Annotated in this window: 20 protein-coding genes; 6 read left to right on the top strand and 14 right to left on the bottom strand. The window is 64.6% G+C overall.

Annotated elements, in window-relative coordinates:
* Window positions 1–102 precede the first annotated feature (102 nt).
* Window positions 103–2,049 (bottom strand): ATP-binding cassette domain-containing protein, encoded by a 1,947-nt coding sequence (locus RQP54_RS05195; RefSeq protein WP_315677101.1) that lies wholly within the window; start codon window positions 2,047–2,049, stop codon window positions 103–105.
* Window positions 2,050–2,126: 77 nt separating this feature from the next.
* Between RQP54_RS05195 and RQP54_RS05190 the strand changes: the two genes are divergently transcribed.
* Window positions 2,127–3,353 (top strand): 7TM diverse intracellular signaling domain-containing protein, encoded by a 1,227-nt coding sequence (locus tag RQP54_RS05190; protein ID WP_315677100.1) that lies wholly within the window; start codon window positions 2,127–2,129, stop codon window positions 3,351–3,353.
* Between the two features lie 38 nt (window positions 3,354–3,391).
* Here the strand turns inward: RQP54_RS05190 and ald are convergent, their stop codons facing one another.
* Window positions 3,392–4,507 (bottom strand): alanine dehydrogenase, encoded by a 1,116-nt coding sequence (ald, locus tag RQP54_RS05185; RefSeq protein ID WP_315677099.1) that lies wholly within the window; start codon window positions 4,505–4,507, stop codon window positions 3,392–3,394.
* A gap of 134 nt (window positions 4,508–4,641) precedes the next feature.
* Here ald and arfB point away from each other — a divergent pair, with 134 nt between their 5' ends.
* A complete protein-coding gene (arfB, locus tag RQP54_RS05180; RefSeq protein ID WP_315677098.1) occupies window positions 4,642–5,058 on the top strand; it encodes an alternative ribosome rescue aminoacyl-tRNA hydrolase ArfB in 417 nt (138 codons plus the stop codon).
* Here arfB and RQP54_RS05175 read toward each other — a convergent pair.
* The 4 genes from RQP54_RS05175 to RQP54_RS05160 form a co-directional block, all read right to left on the bottom strand.
* The gene (locus RQP54_RS05175) at window positions 5,049–5,795 is read right to left on the bottom strand and encodes a transporter substrate-binding domain-containing protein (protein ID WP_315677097.1); all 747 of its coding nucleotides are present in this window, start codon (window positions 5,793–5,795) and stop codon (window positions 5,049–5,051) included. The two genes, arfB and RQP54_RS05175, sit on opposite strands and share 10 nt — an antisense overlap.
* Window positions 5,796–5,858: 63 nt before the next feature.
* Window positions 5,859–7,040: a GGDEF domain-containing protein gene (locus RQP54_RS05170; RefSeq protein ID WP_315677096.1), complete on the bottom strand. Its 1,182-nt coding sequence runs from the start codon at window positions 7,038–7,040 to the stop codon at window positions 5,859–5,861.
* A gap of 86 nt (window positions 7,041–7,126) precedes the next feature.
* Complete coding sequence (locus RQP54_RS05165; protein ID WP_315677776.1) at window positions 7,127–7,261, bottom strand: hypothetical protein; 135 nt, start codon at window positions 7,259–7,261, stop codon at window positions 7,127–7,129.
* A 282-nt stretch (window positions 7,262–7,543) separates the two neighbouring features.
* Window positions 7,544–8,467: a LysR family transcriptional regulator gene (locus RQP54_RS05160; protein WP_315677095.1), complete on the bottom strand. Its 924-nt coding sequence runs from the start codon at window positions 8,465–8,467 to the stop codon at window positions 7,544–7,546.
* Window positions 8,468–8,667: 200 nt separating this feature from the next.
* Between RQP54_RS05160 and RQP54_RS05155 the strand changes: the two genes are divergently transcribed.
* On the top strand, window positions 8,668–9,018 hold the full coding sequence (locus tag RQP54_RS05155) for a hypothetical protein (protein ID WP_315677094.1): 351 nt from the start codon (window positions 8,668–8,670) through the stop codon (window positions 9,016–9,018).
* Between the two features lie 125 nt (window positions 9,019–9,143).
* Here the strand turns inward: RQP54_RS05155 and RQP54_RS05150 are convergent, their stop codons facing one another.
* Genes RQP54_RS05150 through RQP54_RS05140 form a run of 3 tightly spaced genes read right to left on the bottom strand, consistent with a single transcriptional unit; the run spans window position 9,144 to window position 12,730 of the window.
* Window positions 9,144–10,655 carry a CoA-acylating methylmalonate-semialdehyde dehydrogenase gene (locus tag RQP54_RS05150; protein ID WP_315677093.1) on the bottom strand — a complete coding sequence of 504 codons (1,512 nt, stop codon included), beginning with the start codon at window positions 10,653–10,655 and terminating at the stop codon, window positions 9,144–9,146.
* A gap of 60 nt (window positions 10,656–10,715) precedes the next feature.
* Window positions 10,716–11,348, bottom strand: coding sequence for a DJ-1/PfpI family protein (locus tag RQP54_RS05145; RefSeq protein WP_315677092.1), 633 nt, complete (start codon window positions 11,346–11,348; stop codon window positions 10,716–10,718).
* Between the two features lie 14 nt (window positions 11,349–11,362).
* Window positions 11,363–12,730 carry an aspartate aminotransferase family protein gene (locus RQP54_RS05140; RefSeq protein ID WP_315677752.1) on the bottom strand — a complete coding sequence of 456 codons (1,368 nt, stop codon included), beginning with the start codon at window positions 12,728–12,730 and terminating at the stop codon, window positions 11,363–11,365.
* 153 nt (window positions 12,731–12,883) lie between these two features.
* On the opposite strand from RQP54_RS05140, the gene RQP54_RS05135 reads away from it, so the two are divergent.
* Window positions 12,884–13,810: a LysR family transcriptional regulator gene (locus RQP54_RS05135; RefSeq protein ID WP_315677091.1), complete on the top strand. Its 927-nt coding sequence runs from the start codon at window positions 12,884–12,886 to the stop codon at window positions 13,808–13,810.
* A gap of 519 nt (window positions 13,811–14,329) precedes the next feature.
* On the opposite strand, the gene RQP54_RS05130 is transcribed toward RQP54_RS05135, so the two are convergent.
* Window positions 14,330–15,676 carry a D-amino acid dehydrogenase gene (locus tag RQP54_RS05130; protein WP_315677090.1) on the bottom strand — a complete coding sequence of 449 codons (1,347 nt, stop codon included), beginning with the start codon at window positions 15,674–15,676 and terminating at the stop codon, window positions 14,330–14,332.
* Window positions 15,677–15,764: 88 nt separating this feature from the next.
* Here RQP54_RS05130 and RQP54_RS05125 point away from each other — a divergent pair, with 88 nt between their 5' ends.
* On the top strand, window positions 15,765–16,721 hold the full coding sequence (locus tag RQP54_RS05125) for a LysR family transcriptional regulator ArgP (RefSeq protein ID WP_315677089.1): 957 nt from the start codon (window positions 15,765–15,767) through the stop codon (window positions 16,719–16,721).
* Between the two features lie 53 nt (window positions 16,722–16,774).
* Here the strand turns inward: RQP54_RS05125 and RQP54_RS05120 are convergent, their stop codons facing one another.
* From RQP54_RS05120 to RQP54_RS05110, 3 genes are read right to left on the bottom strand one after another with little or no spacing between them, the layout of a single operon-like run.
* Window positions 16,775–17,197: a universal stress protein gene (locus tag RQP54_RS05120; RefSeq protein WP_315677088.1), complete on the bottom strand. Its 423-nt coding sequence runs from the start codon at window positions 17,195–17,197 to the stop codon at window positions 16,775–16,777.
* The gene (locus tag RQP54_RS05115; protein WP_315677087.1) at window positions 17,175–18,014 is read right to left on the bottom strand and encodes a metallophosphoesterase; all 840 of its coding nucleotides are present in this window, start codon (window positions 18,012–18,014) and stop codon (window positions 17,175–17,177) included. Before RQP54_RS05115 ends, RQP54_RS05120 begins: the two co-directional genes overlap by 23 nt.
* Window positions 18,011–18,955, bottom strand: coding sequence for a LysR family transcriptional regulator (locus RQP54_RS05110; protein ID WP_315677086.1), 945 nt, complete (start codon window positions 18,953–18,955; stop codon window positions 18,011–18,013). The genes RQP54_RS05115 and RQP54_RS05110 overlap by 4 nt, the downstream gene beginning before the upstream one ends.
* 112 nt (window positions 18,956–19,067) lie before the next feature.
* On the opposite strand from RQP54_RS05110, the gene RQP54_RS05105 reads away from it, so the two are divergent.
* Window positions 19,068–19,502 carry a hypothetical protein gene (locus RQP54_RS05105; RefSeq protein WP_315677085.1) on the top strand — a complete coding sequence of 145 codons (435 nt, stop codon included), beginning with the start codon at window positions 19,068–19,070 and terminating at the stop codon, window positions 19,500–19,502.
* A gap of 100 nt (window positions 19,503–19,602) precedes the next feature.
* On the opposite strand, the gene RQP54_RS05100 is transcribed toward RQP54_RS05105, so the two are convergent.
* The gene (locus tag RQP54_RS05100; RefSeq protein WP_315677084.1) at window positions 19,603–21,468 is read right to left on the bottom strand and encodes a phosphoenolpyruvate carboxykinase (GTP); all 1,866 of its coding nucleotides are present in this window, start codon (window positions 21,466–21,468) and stop codon (window positions 19,603–19,605) included.
* Between the last annotated feature and the right edge of the window lie 94 nt (window positions 21,469–21,562).

Raw genomic sequence — 21,562 nt, 5'->3', positions numbered from 1 at the left:
GTTTGAGCCCATTGTGCGGGTTGTGGTGGTCGGACGCAATGCCTCGCAGGGCCTGGGTGCATCGAAGACAACAGGAGCAGCCGGCGCCCTTGTTGCCGGTCCTCAACCGCCGAGCTGTTCCCAGCGCTCCAGAGCCAGCAGCAGCTCCTCGTCGATGGCGGCAGCACGCTCGCTCATGGCGACCGCCTGGGCGTTGTCGCGTGCGAACAGGCTGCCATCGGCGAGCTGGTCGTGGATATGCTTTTGCTCGGTTTCCAGCGCAGCAATGCGGCTGGGCAGCTCGTCGAGCTCGCGCTGCTCCTTGTAGCTCAGCTTGCGTGCCTTGGTGGCCGTCGGTACTGGCGCAATGGCCGCGACTTGCTCCTGTTTTGCTAGCTGTTCACGCCCATTTTGCGCAGGCTGCGGGTTGTTTTTGCCCCTGGATGCGGCCAAGGTGGCGGCGCGGTCGCGCTGCACCAGCCAGTCGGTCACGCCGCCTTCGTACTCGCGCCACTCGCCCGGGCCCTCGTAGGCAATGGTGCTGGTGACCACGTTGTCCATGAAGCTGCGGTCGTGGCTCACCAGGAACACGGTGCCGTCGTAGTTCTGCAGCAACTCTTCCAGCAATTCGAGCGTGTCGATGTCCAGGTCGTTGGTGGGTTCGTCCAGCACCAGCACGTTGGCCGGGCGGGCGAACAGGCGTGCCAGCAGCAGGCGGTTGCGTTCGCCACCGCTCAAGGAGCGCACCGGTGAGTTGGCCCGCGCCGGGGAGAACAGGAAGTCGCCCAGGTAGCTCTTGACGTGCTGGCGGCGGTTGCCGATCTCGATCCATTCCGAACCAGGGCTGATGAAGTCTTCGAGCGTGGCATCCAGGTTCAGCGCGGCGCGCATCTGGTCAAAGTAGGCCACCGTCACGTTGGCACCCAGGCGCACCGTGCCCCAGGGGCTGTGGCCGGGTTCGGGGGCGGGGGCGTTGGCGGGGGCCGGGTCGGGTTGCAGTTCGCCCAGGATGAGTTTCAGCAGTGTGGTCTTGCCGGCACCGTTGGGACCCAGCAGGCCGATCTTGTCGCCACGCAGGATGGTGGCGGTGAAGTCGCGCACGATGGTGCGGCCATCGGAAAAGGTCTTGCTCACGTGCGTGAGTTCGGACACCAGCTTGCCACTCTTGTCGCCCGTCACCACGTCCATCTTGACGCTGCCCTGCACCGTGCGCCGTGCCGCGTGCTCGGCGCGCAACTTGGAAAGCCGCTCGATGCGGGCCTGGGCACGGGTGCGCCGGGCTTCCACGCCCTTGCGGATCCACACCTCTTCCTGGGCCAGCAGCTTGTCCGCCTTGGCGTTGATGACGGCCTCCTGCGCCAGCTGTTCGGCCTTCTGCGCCACGTAGGCGGCAAAGTTGCCGGGGTAGGAGAGGAGCTTGCCGCGGTCGAGTTCCACGATGCGGGTGGCCACGGCATCCAGGAAGGAGCGGTCGTGGGTGATGGTGATGATGGAGCCCTTGAATTCCTTGAGCAGGCCCTCCAACCACTCGATGCTGTCCAGGTCCAGGTGGTTGGTGGGCTCGTCCAGCAGCAGCACGTCGGGCTGGGCCACCAGCGCCTGGGCCAGGGCCACGCGCTTCTTGGTGCCGCCCGAGAGGGTCTTGACGATGGCCTCGGGGTTCAGGTGCAGGCGCTGCAGCGTCTCGGAGACGCGCTGTTCCCAGTTCCAGCCGTCCAGCGCCTCGATCTCGCTCTGCATCGCGTCGAGATCGCCCTCGCCTGAGCAATACTGCTCAATCAGGGTCTGAACCCTCGCCAAACCTGCGCTGACAGCTACGAAAATAGTAGCGTCTGCATCGAGCTGCGGCTCCTGTGCCACGTGCGCGATGCGGATTCCGTTCTGCACCTGCAGCGTGCCGTCGTCGGGTTTTTCCATGCCGCCCAGGATCTTGAGCATGCTGGATTTTCCCGCGCCGTTGCGCCCGATCAGGCCCACGCGCTCCTGCGTTTCGAGGGAAAAGTCGGCGTGGTCGAGCAGGGGAACGTGCCCGAAAGCGAGCTGGGCGTCGGTGAGGGTGATGAGTGCCATGGAAATCCTGTGAAGGCAGGGATTATCCGGGATGCCCCGGGGTCGCCTGGACGTACCGGCGCGGGTACCATCGGCCCATGGTCTGGTCTCTTCCCATGCCCCTGTGGCGTTGGCTGGCGTTGGCGGTACTGGTGTGTACGCCCATGCTGTCCCGCGCCGACGGTTTTGCCTGGGACATCGAAGGGCTGCCCACCCATTCCCTGGGGCGGCAGATCCAGTTGTTGCGTGACTACGGCGGAACCTGGACGGTAGTCGACGCGCAGCAGCGCTTTGCGGACCTGAACCCACCGGCTCCGCGGGACGAGGTTCTGAGCCTGGGCATTGGATCCCCCACCGTCTGGCTGCGGCTGCCACTGCACAACGCGCAGCCTGAGAGTGTGCGCCGCCATTTGCTGCTGGGGACCACCTGGCTTGATAGTGCGGATGTCTACCTGGTACGGGCCGGGCAGGTGATGCGCAAGTTCCATCTGGGCGACGAGGGGCCCTATGCCTACGGCGTCGTACCGGGTTTCGGCTTTACCTGGGAGCTTGACTTGCCACCGCAACGCAGCGAACTGCTGGTGCGGGTGCAGTCGATGGACCCCTTGGTTCTGCCGCTGCAGTTGCTGGATGCGCAGGCCTTGGCCGAGCAGCGGGATCGGGTGCAGTACAGCTATGAACTCATGTTCGGCGCGCTGTTCGCGCTGATGCTCTACAACCTGGCCCTGTTTCTGGTGGTGCGCAATCCACTGCATGGCCGCTACGCCCTGTACGTGGGCAGCATGCTGGTGATGTGCATTGCCTACACAGGAAAGGGGCTGAGCGCGTGGTGGCCCGACAGCCCAGGTTTCCAGCGCTACTTCATTCTCTGCACGATGGTGGCTTTCAACATGGCAGGTCTGAATTTCGCGGTCCACCTTCTGCGCTTCAGGCAGCAACATCCGCACTGGGGGCGGGCCCTGCTGGCCGCCCAATGGGCCACGGCGGGGGTGATGGGGTACCTGGTACTGGCGGACTGGCACCTATGGGCGGTGTGGTGGGCCTTTCTGGTGTTCCTGGCCTGCATGCTGATACTGTTTGCGTTTGGCGTATGGGCCTTGCGTACCCGCCAGCCCTACGGGAAGATTTTCTTTGCGGCTGTCAGCATCAGCATGGCCGGTGCGGCTTCCGCATGGCTGTCTGTGGTGGGTGTGCTGGGTTACACCACCCTGCAGTTCCGCGCCATGGAAGCCGGGTTTCTGCTCGATGCTGCCTTGCTCGCCATCGCCTTGGGGCGGACCACTGCAGCCAGACCGGAGCAAGCCGTCGGCACGCCGCACCCGTAACCCAGGGCGCGGCCTGCGCACTGCAGCGGCTATGCAGATCAGCCCAGCAGGCTGTCGGGGTTGACGTAGGTGTAGCCCAGGTCGCGCGCCACTGCGGCGTAGGTCACCTTGCCTTCACACACGTTGAGCCCGTTCTTCAGGTGCTCGTTGTCCCGCAGGGCGGCTTTCCAGCCCTTGTCGGCCAGGGCAACGGCGTGGCCGATGGTGGCGTTGTTCAGCGCGAAGGTCGAGGTGCGGGCCACGGCCCCAGGCATGTTCGCCACGCAGTAGTGCACCACGCCGTCGACCACAAAGGTGGGTTCGGCATGGGTGGTGGCGTGCGAGGTCTCGAAGCAGCCACCCTGGTCAATGGCCACGTCCACCACCACGGCGCCCTTCTTCATGCGCGCAATCATGGCGCGGGTCACGAGCTTGGGTGCGGCAGCGCCAGGGATGAGCACGCCACCGACCACCAGATCGGCATCCAGCACGGCTTCCTCGACGCTGTGGGTGGTCGAATACACGGTGCTGATGCGGTTGCCGAAGACCAGGTCGAGTTGGCGCAGGCGGTCCACGTTCTTGTCCAGCACCGTGACACGGGCGCCGACGCCCACCGCCATCTGCAGGGCATGCGTGCCCACCACGCCAGCGCCGAGGATGACCACATGCGCTGCCGGTACGCCCGGCACACCGCCCAGCAGCACGCCCATGCCACCCTTGGACTTTTCCAGGTGCGCGGCACCGGCCTGGATTGCCATGCGGCCGGCCACCTCGCTCATGGGCGCCAGCAGCGGTAGGCCGCCACCAACCCCGGTGATGGTCTCGTAGGCAATGCAGACAGCGCCGGACTTCACCAGCGCTGCGGTCTGCTCGGGGTCGGGTGCCAGGTGCAGGTAGGTGTAGAGGATCTGGCCCGGGCGCAGCATGGCGCATTCCTGCGGCTGGGGTTCCTTCACCTTGACGATCATGTCGGCCTTGGCAAACACCTCGGCGGCGTCGGCGGCCTGGGTGGCGCCCGCCGCCAGGTACTGCTCGTCGGACAGGCCGATGGCGGCACCGGCACCTTGCTGCACCAGCACGCCGTGGCCGCGGCTGGTGAGTTCACGCACGCTGGCCGGGGTCAGGCCAACGCGGTATTCGTGGTTCTTGATTTCCTTGGGGCATCCGATCAGCATGGGGGGTCTCCTGGTGAATGGGTTGAGGTGCAGCGCAGTGTGCGCCTGCCCCCAGGGGTTTGAAAAGCTGGATTACCAAGTCTGCGTTTGCATTAGCAATCCTGATGCCGCGCCATGCGATCATTGCCCCTGCCATGACGTCCCCCCACCATCCACCGATTGCCGTGCTCCCTGACGAAGTGCAACTCGATGCCGTGCGCGCCCAGGGTGCCGGGGGCCAGAACGTCAACAAGGTGTCCACCGCGATCCACCTGCGATTCGATGTGGCTGCGTCGAGCTTGCCCGACGAGGTGAAGCAGCGCTTGCTGCACCGGCGCGACCAGCGCCTGAGCAAGGACGGTGTGTTCGTGCTCAAGGCCCAGCGCTACCGCACCCAGGAAGCCAACCGCCAGGACGCCATGGCGCGCTTGCTGGCGTGGGTGGCTGAGGGCGCGCAGGTGCCGGTGCTGCGCAAGGCCACCCGGCCCACGCGCGCCTCGCGCCAGCGGCGGCTGGAGGGTAAGTTGCAGCGCTCCGAACTCAAGGTCCGCCGCAGTCGTGTTTACCTGTAGGCCTTCAGGATGGCATCGATGCGCCCCGACTTGCGCAGCTCCTCGATTGCCCCCAGCAGGCGCGGTGCGGCAATGCTGGTGTTGCGCGGAACGGCGCAGTACACATCGGCGCTGTCGATGACCAGGCGCCAGGGCGCCAACTGGTGGTGCGGCACCTGGCGCTTGTACCAGTCCAGTGCGATGGATTTGGCGACACCGTAGGGGGTGCGGTCGGCCGTCATCTTGAGCAGGACCTTCTCCTCGTCCACCGAATCGTCGCGCTTGAGGTCGCCGCGCAATAGCAAGGGCTCCAGCGTGGGGTAGCTGTAGCCCAGCACGGTGCTGATGGCGGTGCCGCGTTCGATGTCCTGCACCGAGCGGAGTTCAGCCGTTCCCGTGTGCCCGAACAGCACGTCCTGGATCGGAAACAGCGGCTTGCTCCAATCGTAGGAATCGGGCGTGGACGTCCACTTCGGGTTGAAGTAGCAGCGCAGGTCGACTTCGCCGTTCACCACGGCACCGTCGATACGCTTGCGCGGCAGCACCACGGGCACCAGGGTCAGCCCCGCCTTCTGTGCTATGGCCTTGTACAGGTCGAATAAGATGCCGCCATGGATTCGGTCGCCCTGCACGTCGCCAAATGGCATGTTCCAGGCGGTGCTGACGGAGGCGCGCAGCAGGTCCTGGGCGGATGCATGGCACCAGGCGAGCGCCAGCATGGTGGCCAGGATGCGGGAGACGAGTGGACGCTGCACCATGGGGCGCACGGTAGCACCAGCGCCGCGCCAACGCAAGCCCGCTCGGTTCCGCCAGAAGGGCAGTCAGGGTTGGCCAGCGGCCACGCGGTTGCGCCCCTGCTGCTTGGCCTGGTAGAGCGCTTTGTCGGCGGCCTGGTACAGCGTGTCGAAACCCACGGCAGCATCGGGATCGGTGCTGGCCATGCCGATGCTGACCGTCACGTGGATGGCCCCGGAGTCCCACGAAGCCGGGTTGCCTTCGAAGCGCTGCCGCAACTTCTCGGCCAAGGCCAAGGCGTCCACTGCGTTGGTGTCGGGCAGCAACACCATGAATTCTTCGCCGCCCAGCCGACCGACCAGGTCGGTGTTGCGCACCGTTCCCGTGAGCAATGACGCCACGTGGCGCAGCACCGCATCGCCTGCCGGGTGGCCCCAGGAATCGTTGACCTGCTTGAAATGGTCCAGGTCCAGCAGCAGGATGGCGGTGGTACTGTCTGCGCGCCGCGCCCGGGCCAATTCGCGTTGCGACAACTCGACAAACGTTGCCCGGTTGTACAGGCCAGTCAAACCGTCCAGCCGCGTGAGCTTTTCCAGAGCGGCATTGGCCTGTGCGAGCTGGGCGTGCTGGCGGGTGATGATGGTGAACTTGCGCCACAGCACGATGGACAAGGACAAGCCGAGGACGCAGGCGGTAATGCCGTTGAGCCGGTTGGACAGCAGCTGTGCTGGGGCGCTCGCTTGCAGGCCCAGGCCAAGATAGAAGAGGCCGTACGTGACCAGGTACAGCGCAGTGGCTGATGCGGGACGCAGATACACCACGAGGCCGGTGGCCAGGCTGGCGATGAGAAACGGGGTGATGCTGGGTGTCACCCACTGGTCGATAACCACCACACTGACTGCAAACCCCAGACCGAGCGCCATGACCACCGCCGGGAACACCCGAATGGCACCTGCGCTTGGGGTCCGGACGATGCGGTGGGCGACAGCACTGGCTACCAGCATGAGCACGCCCATGACGGCGTGTGCCACCATCAGGGACCACTGCCATTGCACCGTCACATCGTCGGCGGTATTGGAGCGCCAGGCGAGGTAAAAGATGCCGACGTGTACCGCATTGAGCAGCGCAACAATGGGGCACAGCAGCCGCAGCCGCAGCACGCTCACCCGGGCGGCTTTGGGCGCTACCGCGTCACTTTCCCGTGCCCATTTGCGCAGCAGGAGCCGTAAACGTGCGGCGAAATGAAGGAGAGTGGTCGATGCAGCCATGCAATGGGCGTTGTGCCCTACTGGAGCACTGACGCCATCATACGCAAGGACAACCCGTCACGCCCCCACGGGGCATTCACCGAGCCTTAGCGGCTGCTGGGGAAACTGAACACCGCACCTTCGCGCACGCCGGCGGAAGGCCAGCGCTGGGTGATGGTCTTGCGCTTGGTGTAGAAGCGCACGGCGTCGGGGTGGTCGGTGTGATTACGTTTTTGGTCCACGGGAACCAGGGTCAGTCAGGCCACCATAGCAATGGAACGGTAGAGGATGGAGTGCCACCGCCAGGAAAACGCTCGTTCTGCCTCTAGCCGAACGCAAGCTTCCAGGTGCCGCTGACCGTGTCACAAAGGGTTTCTGCTGAAAGCACCTCGGTCACACAACTTCCCGTGACCAACTGCAGTGGGCAGGTTAGGTTGCGCAGCAAGACCTGCCCAACGTAAATGCAAAGCGGCTTCAAATCAGAGTGGCCTGAGCCCTCTGAACCCTTGGTAAATACCGTCGTTTTAATCCATGCGTGACGCACGAACTACAGCCCGCTGGGTGTGCTCGGTCAGGTAGTCCAGAAACACCCGGGTGCGCTGCGGCAGAAATTTGCGTGTGGGCAGGGCGGCGTACATCACCAGCTCGCCCAGCATCCACTGGGGTAGCACATGAACCAGAGTTCCCTTGGCCAGGTGTGCTGCAACCAGTTCCAGCGAGGCACCGGTGATGCCCGCACCGTCCAGCGCAGCTTGGAGCAGGGTGTCGACGTGGTTCGAGCGCAGTAGGGGCCGCACGGCAAAAGCTTCCGGGGGTGTGGCCGCGTCAATGCGCTGCAGCCGCGCGATGGGCGGGAGCATGGTGTCAGCGTGCAGCTGCAGGAATCGGTGCCGTTGCAGGTCCTGTGGGGACTGGGGGCTGCCGTGTGCGCGCAGGTACTGCGGGGACGCCACCAAAATGGCGCGTGCACTGACGATCTTTCGCGCAATGATGTCGCCATCAAAATTGGCGGGTGCACCGAAGATGGTGAGGTCGTAGTCTTCGATCGGGGGACTCTTGAATGCGCGAACCTGCAAGTCGAGCAGGATGTCCGGGTAGCGTTGCGCGAACCCTGCGACCAGGGGCGCCAGCACATGGGTGGCCAGGACCGGTTGTGCCAAGACGCGCAGTGTGCCGCGTGCCTGCTGGGTCAGGGTACTGGCCAGCGCTTCCGCATCGTCGATGTCCTGCAGGATGCCGTGCAGCCGGGCCAGGTATTGCTCACCGGCGTCGGTGAGAGAGAGCTTGCGCGTGCTGCGTTGCAGCAGCCGCGTGCCCAGGTGCTCTTCCAGGTCCGCCACCAGCCGTGTGACTACGGCGGGGGACAGATCGAGCGCCCGCGCTGCTGCGGAAAAGCTGCCTTCGGCGAGAACGCGCTCGAACACGCGCATGGACAAGAGTCGATCCATAGACCACCTCGCAGGAATTCAAGAGGGTGTTTATTGCTAATTTGGCAATAAACATGTGCTACTGACGCTATTTATCGTCATCCGAAGAAATTTTACAGTTCATTCCATCGACGAGACGGAACCTTAAACGCCCCATCGATACTGCCACCGGCGGCAGCGTTGCCACCTGGCGGGATCTTCAACTTGAAAGGAATCTCATCATGAACAAGACAATCGCATCTTCCATCGTTATCGCTTTCGCCGTGCTGGCTGGTGGCCAAGCCATGGCTGCCAATATCGATCCCACGACCGGTGTGAACATCGACAACCTGCGTGCCGCCATGAGCGCCCGCAGCGACGTGACCCGCGCCCAAGTCAAGGCTGCAGCCATCGCCGATCGCGCCGCGCACCAGAATGATGTGGTGGACGTGACAACGGGGACCAGCATTTCCGAACTGCGCAAGACCATGGCGCAACCCGTGGTGAAGACCCGTCAGCAAGTGCGCGCAGAGGGTGTTGAAGCCCGCCGAGTTGCTTCTGCACCGTCCCCCCTGGTTGGCCTGGTGCTGTAAAGACGCACAGGAACCCGCGCGGGTTCTTTGCAATCGACAATGAAAAAACACCGCCGAGGCGGTGTTTTTTCATTTTGAAGCCGGGTGCGAAAGCGCCCGTTCTTGATCACGCAACGGATTCGGACTCAGCGACTGCTGGGGAAGCTGAACACCGCACCTTCGCGCACACCGGCCGAGGGCCAGCGCTGGGTGATGGTCTTGCGCTTGGTGTAGAAGCGCACGGCGTCGGGGCCGTAGGCGTGCAAGTCGCCGAACAGGCTGCGCTTCCAGCCGCCGAACGAGTGGTAGGCCACCGGCACGGGCAGGGGCACGTTGACGCCGACCATGCCGACCAGGATGTTGTCGGTGAAGTAGCGGGCCGCTTCACCGTCGCGGGTGAAGATGCAGGTGCCGTTGCCGTATTCGTGGGCGTCGATCAGGTCCATGGCTTCCTGCAGGGTCTTCACGCGCACTACGCCGAGCACGGGGCCGAAGATCTCTTCCTGGTAGATCTTCATGCCAGGTTTGACGTTGTCGAACAGGCAAGGGCCGAGAAAGTAGCCGTCCTCATGGCCAGCGACCTTCAGGCCACGCCCGTCCACCACCAGTGTGGCACCTTCTGCCACGCCCTGGTCCACATAGCCCTTGACCTTCTCGAAGTGCGGCTTGGTCACCAGCGGGCCCATGTCCATGCCAGGGGCGGTGCCGGGGCCGACCTTCATCTTGGCGATCTCAGTCTTAATGCCAGCCACCACGGCGTCGCCGGCGGCGTCGCCCACGGCAACGACCAGGGGGATGGCCATGCAGCGCTCGCCGCAGGAGCCAAAGGCCGCGCCCATCAGGGCCGAGACGGCATTGCCGATGTCGGCGTCGGGCATGACCACCGCGTGGTTCTTGGCGCCGCCCAGAGCCTGCACGCGCTTGCCGTGCTTGCAGCCTTCGGAATAGATGTACTCGGCGATCGGCGTGGAACCCACGAAGCTGATGGCCTTGACGCGCGGGTCGCGCAGCAGTGTGTCCACGGCTTCCTTGTCGCCGTTGACCACGTTGAGCACGCCCGGGGGCAGACCGGCTTCCAGCGCCAGTTCGACCAGGCGCATGGTGGAGCTGGGGTCGCGCTCGGAGGGCTTCAATACGAAGGTGTTGCCGCAGGCCACGGCCATGGGCCACATCCAGCACGGCACCATGACGGGGAAGTTGAAGGGAGTGATGCCGGCGCACACGCCCAGGGCCTGGAACTCGCTCCAGGAGTCGATGGCGGGGCCGACGTTCTTGCTGTGCTCGCCCTTGAGCAGTTCGGGGGCGTAGCTGGCGTATTCCACGTTCTCGATGCCGCGCTGCAGTTCGCCCAGGGCGTCGGCCAGCACCTTGCCGTGTTCGGCGGTGATGAGCGCGCAGAGTTCATCGGCGTGCTTTTCCAGCAGCACTTTCAGGTTGCTCATGACGCGGGCGCGCTTGAGCGGGGGGGTGTTGCGCCAGGCGGGGTAGGCTGCTTCGGCGTTGGCAATGGCCTGCTCCACGGTCAGCTTGTCGGCCAGCAGCACGCGCTTTTCGGCCTTGCCCGTGGCGGGGTTGAACACGTCCTGGCTGCGGCTGCCGCCTTGGGACGCTTTGCCGCCAATGATGTGGCCGATGGTGGGAAGGGTGGTAGTGCTCATGGTTGGCTCAGTTCTTGGAATGAAATCGGGTTTCTGCCCGCATGGAACATGCGTAAGCAGCTATGAATTGAATAGCGTCTGCGAAAGTTGTCCGCTCGCGTGGAGGTGGCCCAGGGCGCGCTCCACATACAGGTCCTTCTCGCCCACGGGGGCGAAGTAGTGCAGCACCTCGCGGGCAGCGTCCAGCCCTTTGAGTCGCGCGATCAGCCAGGCACTCAGGTACTGGGCGGACAGGCAGCCACCCGCAGTGGCCACGTTGCCCTGGGCCACGAAGGGCTGGTTCACCACGTTCACGCCCGCGGCCTGCACCCAGGGTTTGCTGGTGAGGTCGGTGCAGGCGGCCAGGTTGGCCGTGTGGCCCAGCTTGGCCAGCAGGAAGGTGCCCGAGCACTGTGCTGCCAGCAGTTGGCGCGCAGGGTCCAGGTGCAGCTGGTCCATGATGGCGGCGTCGGCCGCGACTTCGCGGGTTTTCATGCCGCTGCCGATCAGCACCGCGTCCGCACTGCAAGCCTCTGCGAGGCCACAATGGGCGTTGATGGTGAGGCCGTTCATGGAGGTCACGCGTGGCGTGGCGCTGGCAATGCTCACGCGCCAATCCTGGTCGCCCAGCAGCCGCAGGCGGCCGAGCATGCCGAAGGCGATCAGCGAGTCGAGCTCGTTGAAGCCGTCGAAGGTCAGGATGGCGATGTGCACAGCGGGGCTCGAACTCAGGCGATGGCGCGCAGGGTTTCGCCCAGGGCGTTGACCATGCCGTCTATCTGCTCGCGGGTGCTGATGAAGGGCGGTGCCAGCTGGATGGTGTCGCCACCGAAGCGCACGTAGTAGCCCTTGTCCAGCATGGCCATGGCGATCTGGTAGGGGCGCTTGGCGGGCTCGCCGGGCACGGGCGCAATCGTCAGGCCAGCAGCCAGACCGAAGTTGCGCACGTCGGCCAGGTGCGGGCTGCCCTTGAGGCTGTGCACGGCGTTCTCGAAGTGGGGCGCCAGCTCCTTCACGCGCTCGACCATGTTCTCGCGCACCAGGATGTCCAGCGTGGCCAGGCCCACGGCGCAGGCCACTGGGTGGGCCGAGTAGGTGTAGCCGTGGGCGAACTCTAGCATGTACTCGGGGCCGCCAGCGGCCATGAAGGTGTCGTAGATGTCCTTGCTGGTCATCACGGCGCCCAGCGGCTGCGAACCGTTGGTGATCTGCTTGGCGAAGTTGGCGATGTCCGGGGTCACGCCGAAGGCCTCGGCACCGGTGTAGGCGCCGGCGCGGCCGAAACCGGTGATGACTTCATCAAAAATCAGCAGGATGTTGTTGGCGGTGCAGATCTCGCGCAGGCGCTGTAGGTAGCCCACGGGCGGGATCACCACACCGGCGGAGCCGCTGAAGGGCTCGACGATGACGGCGGCAATGTTGGAGGCGTCGTGCAGGTTGATGACGCGCAGCAGGTCATCGGCCAGCTCGGCACCGGTGGCGGGTTGGCCGCGGTGGAAGGAGCCGTTGGCAGGTTGGGTGTGGGCGATGTGGTCCGCCTGCACGCCCTGGCCGTAGGTCTTGCGGTTGCCGACGATGCCGCCAACCGAAATGCCGCCGAAGTTCACGCCGTGGTAACCCTTCTCGCGGCCCACCAGCAGGGTCTTGCTGGCCTGACCCTTGGTGCGCCAGTAGGCGCGGGCGATCTTGAGCGAGGTGTCGGCCGACTCGGACCCGGAACCGGTGAAGAACACGTGGTCCAGTCCGGCGGGGGTCAACTCTTTGAGCTTGTTGGCCAACTGGAAGGACAGGGGGTGTGCGAACTGGAAGGCGGGCGAGTAGTCCAGCGTGGCCATCTGGCGCGCAGCGGCTTCGGTGATCTCGGCGCGGGCATGACCCAGGCCGCTGCACCACAGGCCGGAGAGCCCGTCGAAAATCTTGCGACCGGTGGAATCGGTGTAGTAGCAACCTTGGGCGCTCACCAGCATGCGCTGGCCATTGCCTGCAGCGTGGGCCTTGAAGTCGCGGTTGCCGGTGAACGGCATCCAGTGCGCGTCCATGGAGGCGGGGGTGGCGGAAAAGGCGTCGGTGCTGACGGTGACCGGCGTGGTCGGCATGTCATTGGCTTTCATGAAAGGTCTCCAAGTGGTATGCCTGCATTGTGGAGAGTCCGGTTACTCTTATAAAGTCTCAAATATCACTATTTGTTTGAGAAAAAATGAAAGTAATGCCGCTTTCCTCACGGGTGGGTGGCTGTCCGGAGACCTGTCATGAAAACCAAATCCAAGGCCGTTCTGGGCCAGATCAGCGACATGGACCTGCGCCTGTTGCGCGTGTTCCGCGCCGTGGTCGACTGCGGCGGCATGGCCGCGGCCGAGCTGGAGCTCAACATCGGCACCAGCACCGTGAGCCGCCACATCAAGGACCTGGAAACGCGTCTGGGGCTGACCCTGTGTCGCCGCGGCCGGGCCGGGTTCGCACTTACGGCCGAGGGCGAGCAGATCTACGCCCAGACCACGGCCCTGCTGGCCGCAACCGACGCCTTCCGGGCCGGAGTGGATGAAATCCACCAGCGCATGGGTGGGCAGCTGCACCTGGCGGTGTTCGACAAGACCGCCACCAACCCCGCCAGCCGCATCCACAAGGCCTTGGCCGACTTCACCCGCCAGGCACCGTCCGTGGCGCTGAACCTGCACGTGGCCACGCTCAACGCCATCGAGCGCGGCGTGCTCGACGGCAGCTGGCAGATCGGCATCATCCCCGGCCACCGAAGTTCTGAGCTGCTGCGCTACGACCGCCTGTTCGACGAGAAGATGTACATGTACTGTGGCTCCGGCCACCCGCTGTACCGCGCGGCGGTGGACACCGTGGACTGGTCCGACCTGCGCGGCTACCGCTTCGCCGGGTTGGGCTACCACTCGCCCAACATGGAACTGGCCCAGCGCGAGCGCATGACCCGCGCCGCTACCGGCTTCGACCAGGAATCCATCGCCACCCTGATCCTCAGCGGCGAGTTCCTGGGCTTCCTGCCCGACCACTACGCCGCGCACTTCGTGCACATGGGGCTCATGCGACCCATCAACCCGGGCACCCTGGGCTACCGCTGCGAGTTCTTCGCCATCACCCGCAAAAGCCCGCAGCCGTCTCGGGCGACGCGGGCGCTGCTGCAGGCGCTGGTGAAGGCGCATGGGGGGTGAATCGGTTTTTATTTCCAGTCGTGTGGCGGTATGGGGCATTCGGAGACTTTGCCTTGGCAGGCGGTTTCCTCAACTTCCCCACTCACCCCCCGCCCTCTCGCCCCGCCGGGCGAGAGGGAGCCTGAACAGCCGATTTGGCCGACACGGTAAACAAGGGATGTGCACGCGCCATGGGTACGTGGGCGCTGTGCAGGTGGGGAAGGTGCTTGTGTAGCTATGAATTTGGTAGCTTCTTGCGCTGTGTGTACCTGGGCTACAGGCCAATTTGGCACAAAGCCGTGTCCCAACGCCAATCGGCGCGTGCACTCCCTTCGTTTGCACACGCGGCCAAATGTGGCTGTTAGCTCCCTCTCGCCCGGCGGGGCGAGAGGGCGGGGGGTGAGTGGGGGTTGTGAGGAAGCCGCCTGCAAGGCAAAGCCACCGAACCACCACCAGCGCAACACGAAACCGCAGCAAACCCCCAAAACAAAAAGAGCACCCGAAGGTGCCCTCTCTGTCATTCCAGACCAAGACGGAAAATCAGGCCGCCTTGAGCTTGCCCGCCGGGCTCCACACCTTCTGCGGCACCGGGCCGTAGAAGTTGAAAGCCATATCAGGACGGTGGCCGCAGATGAGTTCCGCCATGGCCTTGCCGGAGCCTGCGCCGTGGGTCCAGCCCAGGGTGCCGTGGCCGGCGTTGACCCACAGTTTGCCGACCTTGGTCTTGCCGATGTACGGGATGTTGGTCGGGGTGGCCGGGCGCAGGCCGGTCCAGAACTGCGGGTCGCCGCCCTGCTCGGGCAGGCGGGTGTCGCACACGCCGGGTAGCACCTCTTCCACGCGGCGGGCCAGCATGTGGCAACGGGCGCGGGCCAGGGGGGTGTCCAGCGACAGGTCATAGCCACCGACTTCAATGGTGCCGGCGATGCGCAGCGTATCGCCCAGGCGGCTCATGGCGCATTTCACGCTGTCGTCCAGCATGGACACCATGGGGGCCAGTTCGGGGCGCAGGATCTTGAAGGTGGCGCTGTAGCCCTTGCCGGGGTAGATGGGCAGGCGCACGCCCACGCTGTTCAGCAAGGGAGCGGAATACGAACCCATGGCTACGACATAGTGGTCGGCGTTCAGGGTGCGGCTCAGCCCGGTGTCGCGGTCGCGAACCTGGACCGACTGCACGGTGCCGCCCTGCTCCAAGAGCTGCACCACGTCGTGCTTCCACAGGAACTGGGCGCCGCGGGCCTGGCAGCGCTTGACCAGTTCCTGGGTGAACACGCGGGCGTCGCCGGATTCGTCGCTGGCGGTGTAGGTGCCGCCGACGATCTTGTCACCGATCTGGCGCAGGGCTGGCTCGATGTTGAGCAGTTCTTCTCGGCTCACCACGCGGCGGTTCACGCCGTACTTGCCCATCAGCGCAGCAGCGCTGGCGGCCGAGGCGAAGGATTTCTCGTCCACGTAGTAGTGGGCGATGCCCTTTTCCAGGCGGTTGTATTCGATGCCGGTAGCAGCCACGATGTCCTTGAGCGCGGCGTGGCTGTAGGAACCCAGCGCCACCAGCTGCTGCACATTGCGTTCGAAGGCAGCGTCGTTGCAGTTGGCCAGGAACTCCAAGCCCCAGCTGTACTGGGCAAAGCCCTTGCCGAACGGATTCTGCGGGCGGAACAGCAGCGGGGCTTCCTTGCTGAACATCCACTTCAGGGCTTTCCAGGGCGCTTCGCGGTTGGCCCACGGCTCGCAGTAGCTCACCGAAATCTGGGCCGCATTGGCAAAGCTGGTTTCCAGCGCTGCGTCGGCCTGGCGGTCGACGACAATGACTTCGTGCCCGCTCTCAAGCAGGTGCCAGGCTGTGGTTGCGCCGATGATGCCAGCGCCAAGGACGATGATTTTCATGGGGCGCGAGTGTGCGGGAGCGCCCTTGAAAACAAAAGCAAAATGAACTTGTTTACAAATTCATTAGCAAGTCTAATAATTTGTGCCCATGCGCAATTTCGATACCGATGCCCTGGAATGCCTGGCCGCCATCGTGGAAGAAGGCGGCTTCGAGCGCGCCGCCGTGCGCCTGTCCATCACGCAGTCTGCGGTGTCGCAGCGCCTGCGCGCGCTGGAAGCCCAGGTGGGCACGGTGCTGCTGGTGCGCAGCCGCCCGGTCAAGCCCACTAGCGCAGGGCGCTTGCTCATCAAGCACGCCATGCAGATGCGCCTGCTGCGTGCCGATCTGGAAACCGACCTGCATGAACTGACGCCAGGCAGCAGTTCCGACAAGGAAGAGGAGCGCGTGGCGATCGCCATCAACGCCGACAGCATTGCCACCTGGGCCTTGCCGGCCCTGAGTTCTGTAGTGCAGGACGGAATCCCGCTGGAGATCATCACCGACGACCAGGACTTCACCCACGAGTGGCTACGCGAGGGGCAAGTGCTGGGCTGCGTCACCACCGTGGACAACGCGCTGCGTGGCTGCAAGGTCGAATTCCTGGGGGCCATGGACTATGTGGCAGTGGCGTCCCCGGATTACGCCAGAAAGCAGTGCCCGCAGGGGCTCACGGCCCACAACTTCCGCCAGATTGCCTTCGTGGCCTTCAACCGCAAGGATGACCTGCAGGCCGAATTCGTGTCACAGGCCCTGGGGCTCAAGCGCGTGAGCCTGAAGCAGCGTTTCGTCCCCAGCTCCGAGGGCCAGGTACGCGCCGTATGCGATGGTTGGGGCGCCAGTGTGTTGCCACGGCTGCTGGTGCAGGGCCGCATAGACCAAGGCACGCTGGTGGACCTGTGTCCGGGCACACACACGCGCGTTCCCCTGTACTGGCACTGCTGGAACCTGCATTCCGCCGTCATCGACCGCTTGTCCCGTGCCTTGCAAGAAGGAGCGCAGGTCAGCCTACACCGGGACTCGGGGCCGTCGCGCCGAAGCGCTGCCAAGACGAGCGTGACCAAGTAGGCCCCCTGCTTCTGCCAGCATAGGCGCTGGCGCCACCGAAAGCCTGGGCGTCCTCAGCGCACCAGCAGCACCGGCACCTTGCAGTGGGCCAGCACTTGCGTGGTGACGGAACCCATCACGAGGTTGGCCAGGGCGCTATGCCCATGGGACCCCATTACCAGAAGGTCAAAGCCGCCGTCCTCGGCCAGCTTGGCAATCTCCTGCCCCGCATGGCCCACCTTCCAGGCTGACTTGGCGTTGATGCCATGCCGGGTCAGGAACTTCGCCACCGGCGCTAGGATCTTCTCGCATTCGTCGGCGTAATAGGCCTGCACCACTTCCTTGCCCACGGCGGCGCGGGCCCGGGGTGGCAGCGCAGCCTGAACGGTGAACAGGGTGTAGTCATGCTGCGGCGAGAGCAGCGCTTCATGCGTGCTCAGGTAGGCCAGCATCTTCTTGCTGTAGGGGCTGCCGTCAACGGCCAGCAGGATCTTCATAGTTGGGTCCTCCTGCGAACAGTGTAGGCAAATCGTCCATATCAATAAGCAAATTGGGGCGATGGTGCTGCTGCTCGCCCTTGCGCCTATAGCCCAGCGGATTGGCGACCACGCGGCAGCCGCGGTGCACGTAGTCGCTGGGCGCGTGCAGGTGTCCATGCAGCCACAGCCGGGCGTGATGCAGCAGTTCGTCCAGCTCGTTGCAGAAACCCGCCGTGCCGGGAGTTCGGCCGTAGCGTGGGTCGGCGCTGTGCAGGCTCGGGGCAAAGTGCGTGACTACCACGGTCGGACCGTCAAAGGGTGCCTGCAACGCGCTGCGCAGCCACTGCTGACAGCTGAGCGCCTGCTCGCGTATTCCTTCAGCCAACCACGGCAAGCCTGCGCGCGTGGTTCCGGTCTTCTGCAGGTAGTAGTTTGCAGCCCGGAATGCCTTAGTCCGAGCCTTTTCATCACCGCCCAGTGCGTCAAAGTCGGTCCACAGGGTTGTGCCGACGAAACGCACCCCGTCAATCACCAGTGTTTCGCGTTCCAGCCAGTGGATCCCCAAAGCTCTGCAGGTTGAGCGCAGGCGTGCATGCGCTTCGTCGAAGTCCATGCCGTCGTATTCGTGGTTGCCGGGTACGAACAGCACCGGTGTCGGCCAGCCGTTCAAAGGGCTGAAATGCTCCAGTCCGAAGTGCATGCCCGCCAGGCGTGATCCCGCCTGGTACGAGCCGATATCGCCGGCCAGTACCAGCACGTCGGCGTCGGGGAGCGCTGCACTGCGCCAGTCGGGGTGCGTTTCCAGGTGCAGGTCGGAAAGCAGTTGGATCTTCATGCCAGGAACGCCTTGTCTGCCAGGGCCGCAATCAGGTCGCGCAGCCAGGCATGGGCCCCCGAACCCTGGTGGCGCGGGTGCCAGACCGCATCGACCTGGATCGGTGGTACCCGGAAGGGCAGCTCGCGGATCAGCAACTGGTCGGCAAATCCGGTCACGCCGACAAAGCGTCGCGGCAGCACCGCGAGCAGGTCTGACTGCACGGCCACGCGCCCTGCGGTGAAGAACTGGTTCACGGTCAGCACCACGCGGCGCGACTTCTGCAGCGAGGCCAATGCCTCGTCAACGAAGCCGTAGGCCCGCCCGGAAAAGCTCACCAGCATGTGCCGGGCGGCGCAGTAGTGTTCCAGCGTCAGCTCCTGACGGGCCAGCGGGTGCCCGTGGCGCATCACGCACACGTAGTCGCCTTCGAAAAGTCGCTGGTGCATGAACGGCACGCTGCCATCGGCAGCCGAGCGGTCACCCAGGTCGGCCACCAACGCAGGGAAGTGGCCGATGGCCAAATCTGCCTGCCCGTCCTGCAGCATCTTGCGTGGGTCGCGCGTCGTCAGCGGCACCACCCGCAGCGACACGCCCGGCGCTTGGGCGGCGATGGCTTCCACCAGCGGCGGCATCAGCTCGGCGGCCGTGGAGTCGGCCAAGGTCAGCACAAAGGTGGAGTGCGCCAACGATGGATCGAACACGCTCGGTGCGAGGGAGTCCTGCAGCGTGTCCAGCACGCTGCGCACGGCAGGCCACAGGGCCAAGGCACGTCCAGTTGGGACCAGTGCCCGCCCCTGGCGCACCAGCAGTTCATCACCCAGGGCCTCACGCAGGCGCCGCACTGCATTGCTGACGGCGGGTTGGGTCAGGGACAACTGCTGTGCGGCCCGTGTCAGGTTGCGTTCATTCATGACCGCGTCGAACACTTTCAGCAGGTTCAGGTCAAAGTTGCGCAGCACTGGGGAGAATCATGCATAAGTTTTGTGAATAGTTTAAATCACCAAACTAAAGTAGACCAGCATTAGTAAAAACCCTAGGATACGACCCATACCCCAAACCAAGAGAAATGCCATGCACTTTACCCAAGAGCTCGCCATGACCCGTTTTGTCCCGGCCTTCACCCCCCGTCAGGAATACAACCCTACCGTCAGTGCCAACGCCTCTCCCGTGTGGGGCTCCGTCGCCGCACGCACCCGCACCGCTTCCGGCATCGTGCTGGCAGTCGGCATTGCCGCCACTTTGGCCATCGCCCACCAGGTGATCGACTCCTGGCTCGACAGCGATTCCCTGCTCGCATGGGTGAGTCTGTGGATGGCCGTGTTTGTCCTGCTGGCCCTGTTTGCCCCCGCGCTGCGCCGTGCCAGTGCGGCCTTGGTGCGCAAAGCGTCCGCCGCCATGCGCGCCAGCCGCCAGCGTGCCCAGGAAGCCCAACTGTGGGAACTGGCCGGTCACGATCCCCGTATCCTGACCGAGATCCGTTGCGCCCAGGCCCGCGCCGGCGATTGAGTTCGGGACGGATTGCGCCAACAAAAAAGCCACCTTCGGGTGGCTTTTTTGTTGCTTGGGCGGCAATGGCGCGGCAGGCATAGCCCACCGCGATTGCTCGTCAGGCCGTCAGGGCAGCGCGCAGCTTGTCCTTGGTGGCGACCAGTTCCTGGGGCAGGTGGTAGGACAGCATGGTGAACAGCTCGTCGTGCAACTTGAACTCCTCGGACCAAGCGGCCTTGTCCAGGCTGGTGACAGTCGCAAACTGCTCAGCGCTGAATTCCAGACCGTTCCAGTTGATCTCGCTGTAGGCCGGTGCCACGCCGAAACCGGTGTCCACGCCCTTGGCCGTGCCTTCGATGCGGTCGATCATCCACTTCAGCACGCGCATGTTTTCGCCATAGCCGGGCCAGACGAACTTGCCATCGGCACCCTTGCGGAACCAGTTCACGCAGTAGATCGGGGGCACCTTGGCGCCGCTGGCCTGCAGCTTGGCGCCGAGGTTGAGCCAGTGCTGGAAGTAGTCGCTCATGTTGTAGCCCATGAAGGGCAGCATGGCGAAGGGGTCGCGGCGCACCACGCCCTGGGCGCCGAAGGCGGCGGCCGTGGTCTCGGAGCCCATGGTGGCAGCCATGTACACACCTTCCACCCAGTTACGGGCTTCGGTGACCAACGGCACGGTGGTGGAGCGGCGGCCGCCGAAGATGAAGGCGTCAATCTTCACGCCGGCGGGGTTGTCCCACTCGCTGTCCAGCGCGGGGTTGTTGGTGGCGGCCACGGTGAAGCGGGCGTTGGGGTGGGCGGCCTTGGCACCGGTTTCGCGGGCAATGGCGGGCGTCCAATCCTTGCCTTGCCAGTCGATCAGGTGGTCGGGGTTGTGGCCGTCCTTCTCCATGCCTTCCCACCATACGTCGCCGTCGTCGGTCAGGGCGACGTTGGTGAAGATCACATCCTTGTCCAGGCTGTGCATACAGTTGGGGTTGGTCAGGGTGTTGGTGCCGGGAGCCACGCCGAAGTAGCCGGCTTCGGGGTTGATGGCGCGCAGGCTGCCGTCGGCTTGCGGCTTGACCCAGGCAATGTCGTCGCCGATGGTGGTGACTTTCCAGCCGTTGAAGCCAGCCGGGGGCACCAACATGGAGAAGTTTGTCTTGCCGCAGGCGCTGGGGAAGGCCGCCGCCACGTGGTACTTCTTGCCTTCGGGGGAGGTCACACCCAGGATCAGCATGTGCTCGGCCAACCAACCCTGGTCGCGGCCCATGGTGGAAGCGATGCGCAAGGCCAGGCACTTCTTGCCCAGCAGCGCGTTGCCACCGTAGCCGGAACCGTAGGACCAGATTTCGCGGGTCTCGGGGTAGTGGACAATGTATTTGGTCTTTGGGTTGCAGGGCCAGCTGGTGGTGTCCTTCTGGCCAGCGGCCAGGGGGGCACCGACGGTGTGCAGGCAGGGTACGAATTCGCCGTCGGTGCCGAGCACGTCGAACACCGCCTTGCCCATGCGGGTCATCAGGCGCTGGTTCACCGCCACGTAGGCGCTGTCCGACAGTTCGATGCCAATGTGGGCGATCGGGCTGCCCAGCGGGCCCATGGAAAAAGGCACCACATACATGGTTCGGCCAGCCATGCAACCGTCAAACAGGGGCTGCAGGGTAGCGCGCATTTCTGCGGGGGCCATCCAGTTGTTGGTGGGGCCGGCGTCTTCCTTCTTTTCCGAGCAGATGAAGGTGCGGTCTTCCACGCGGGCCACGTCCGAAGGATCGGAGCAGGCCAGGAAGGAGTTGGGACGCTTGGCCGGGTTCAATTTCTTGAACGTGCCTGCGTCGACGAGTTGCTGGCACAGGCGGTCGTATTCTTCCTTGGAGCCGTCGCACCAGTGAATGGCGGCGGGCTTGCACAGGGCCACCATATCGGCGACCCAGGCGATGACCTTGGCGTTCTTGACATAGCTGGGCGTGTTCAGCGGCAGGCCCTGCATTACGGGTGAGTTCATGGGAAAGCTCCTAAGTTTGAAAACGTCTTTTCCAAGCGGGCTGGCGGACCAACGCGGATTGGAGAAGAGGTCTCGGGAGACTTGCTGCGATGCA

The organism is Curvibacter sp. APW13 (assembly GCF_032337135.1).
In the GTDB taxonomy this organism is placed as follows: Bacteria; Pseudomonadota; Gammaproteobacteria; order Burkholderiales; family Burkholderiaceae_C; genus Allorhodoferax.
This window is presented reverse-complemented; position numbering and strand designations above follow the sequence as displayed.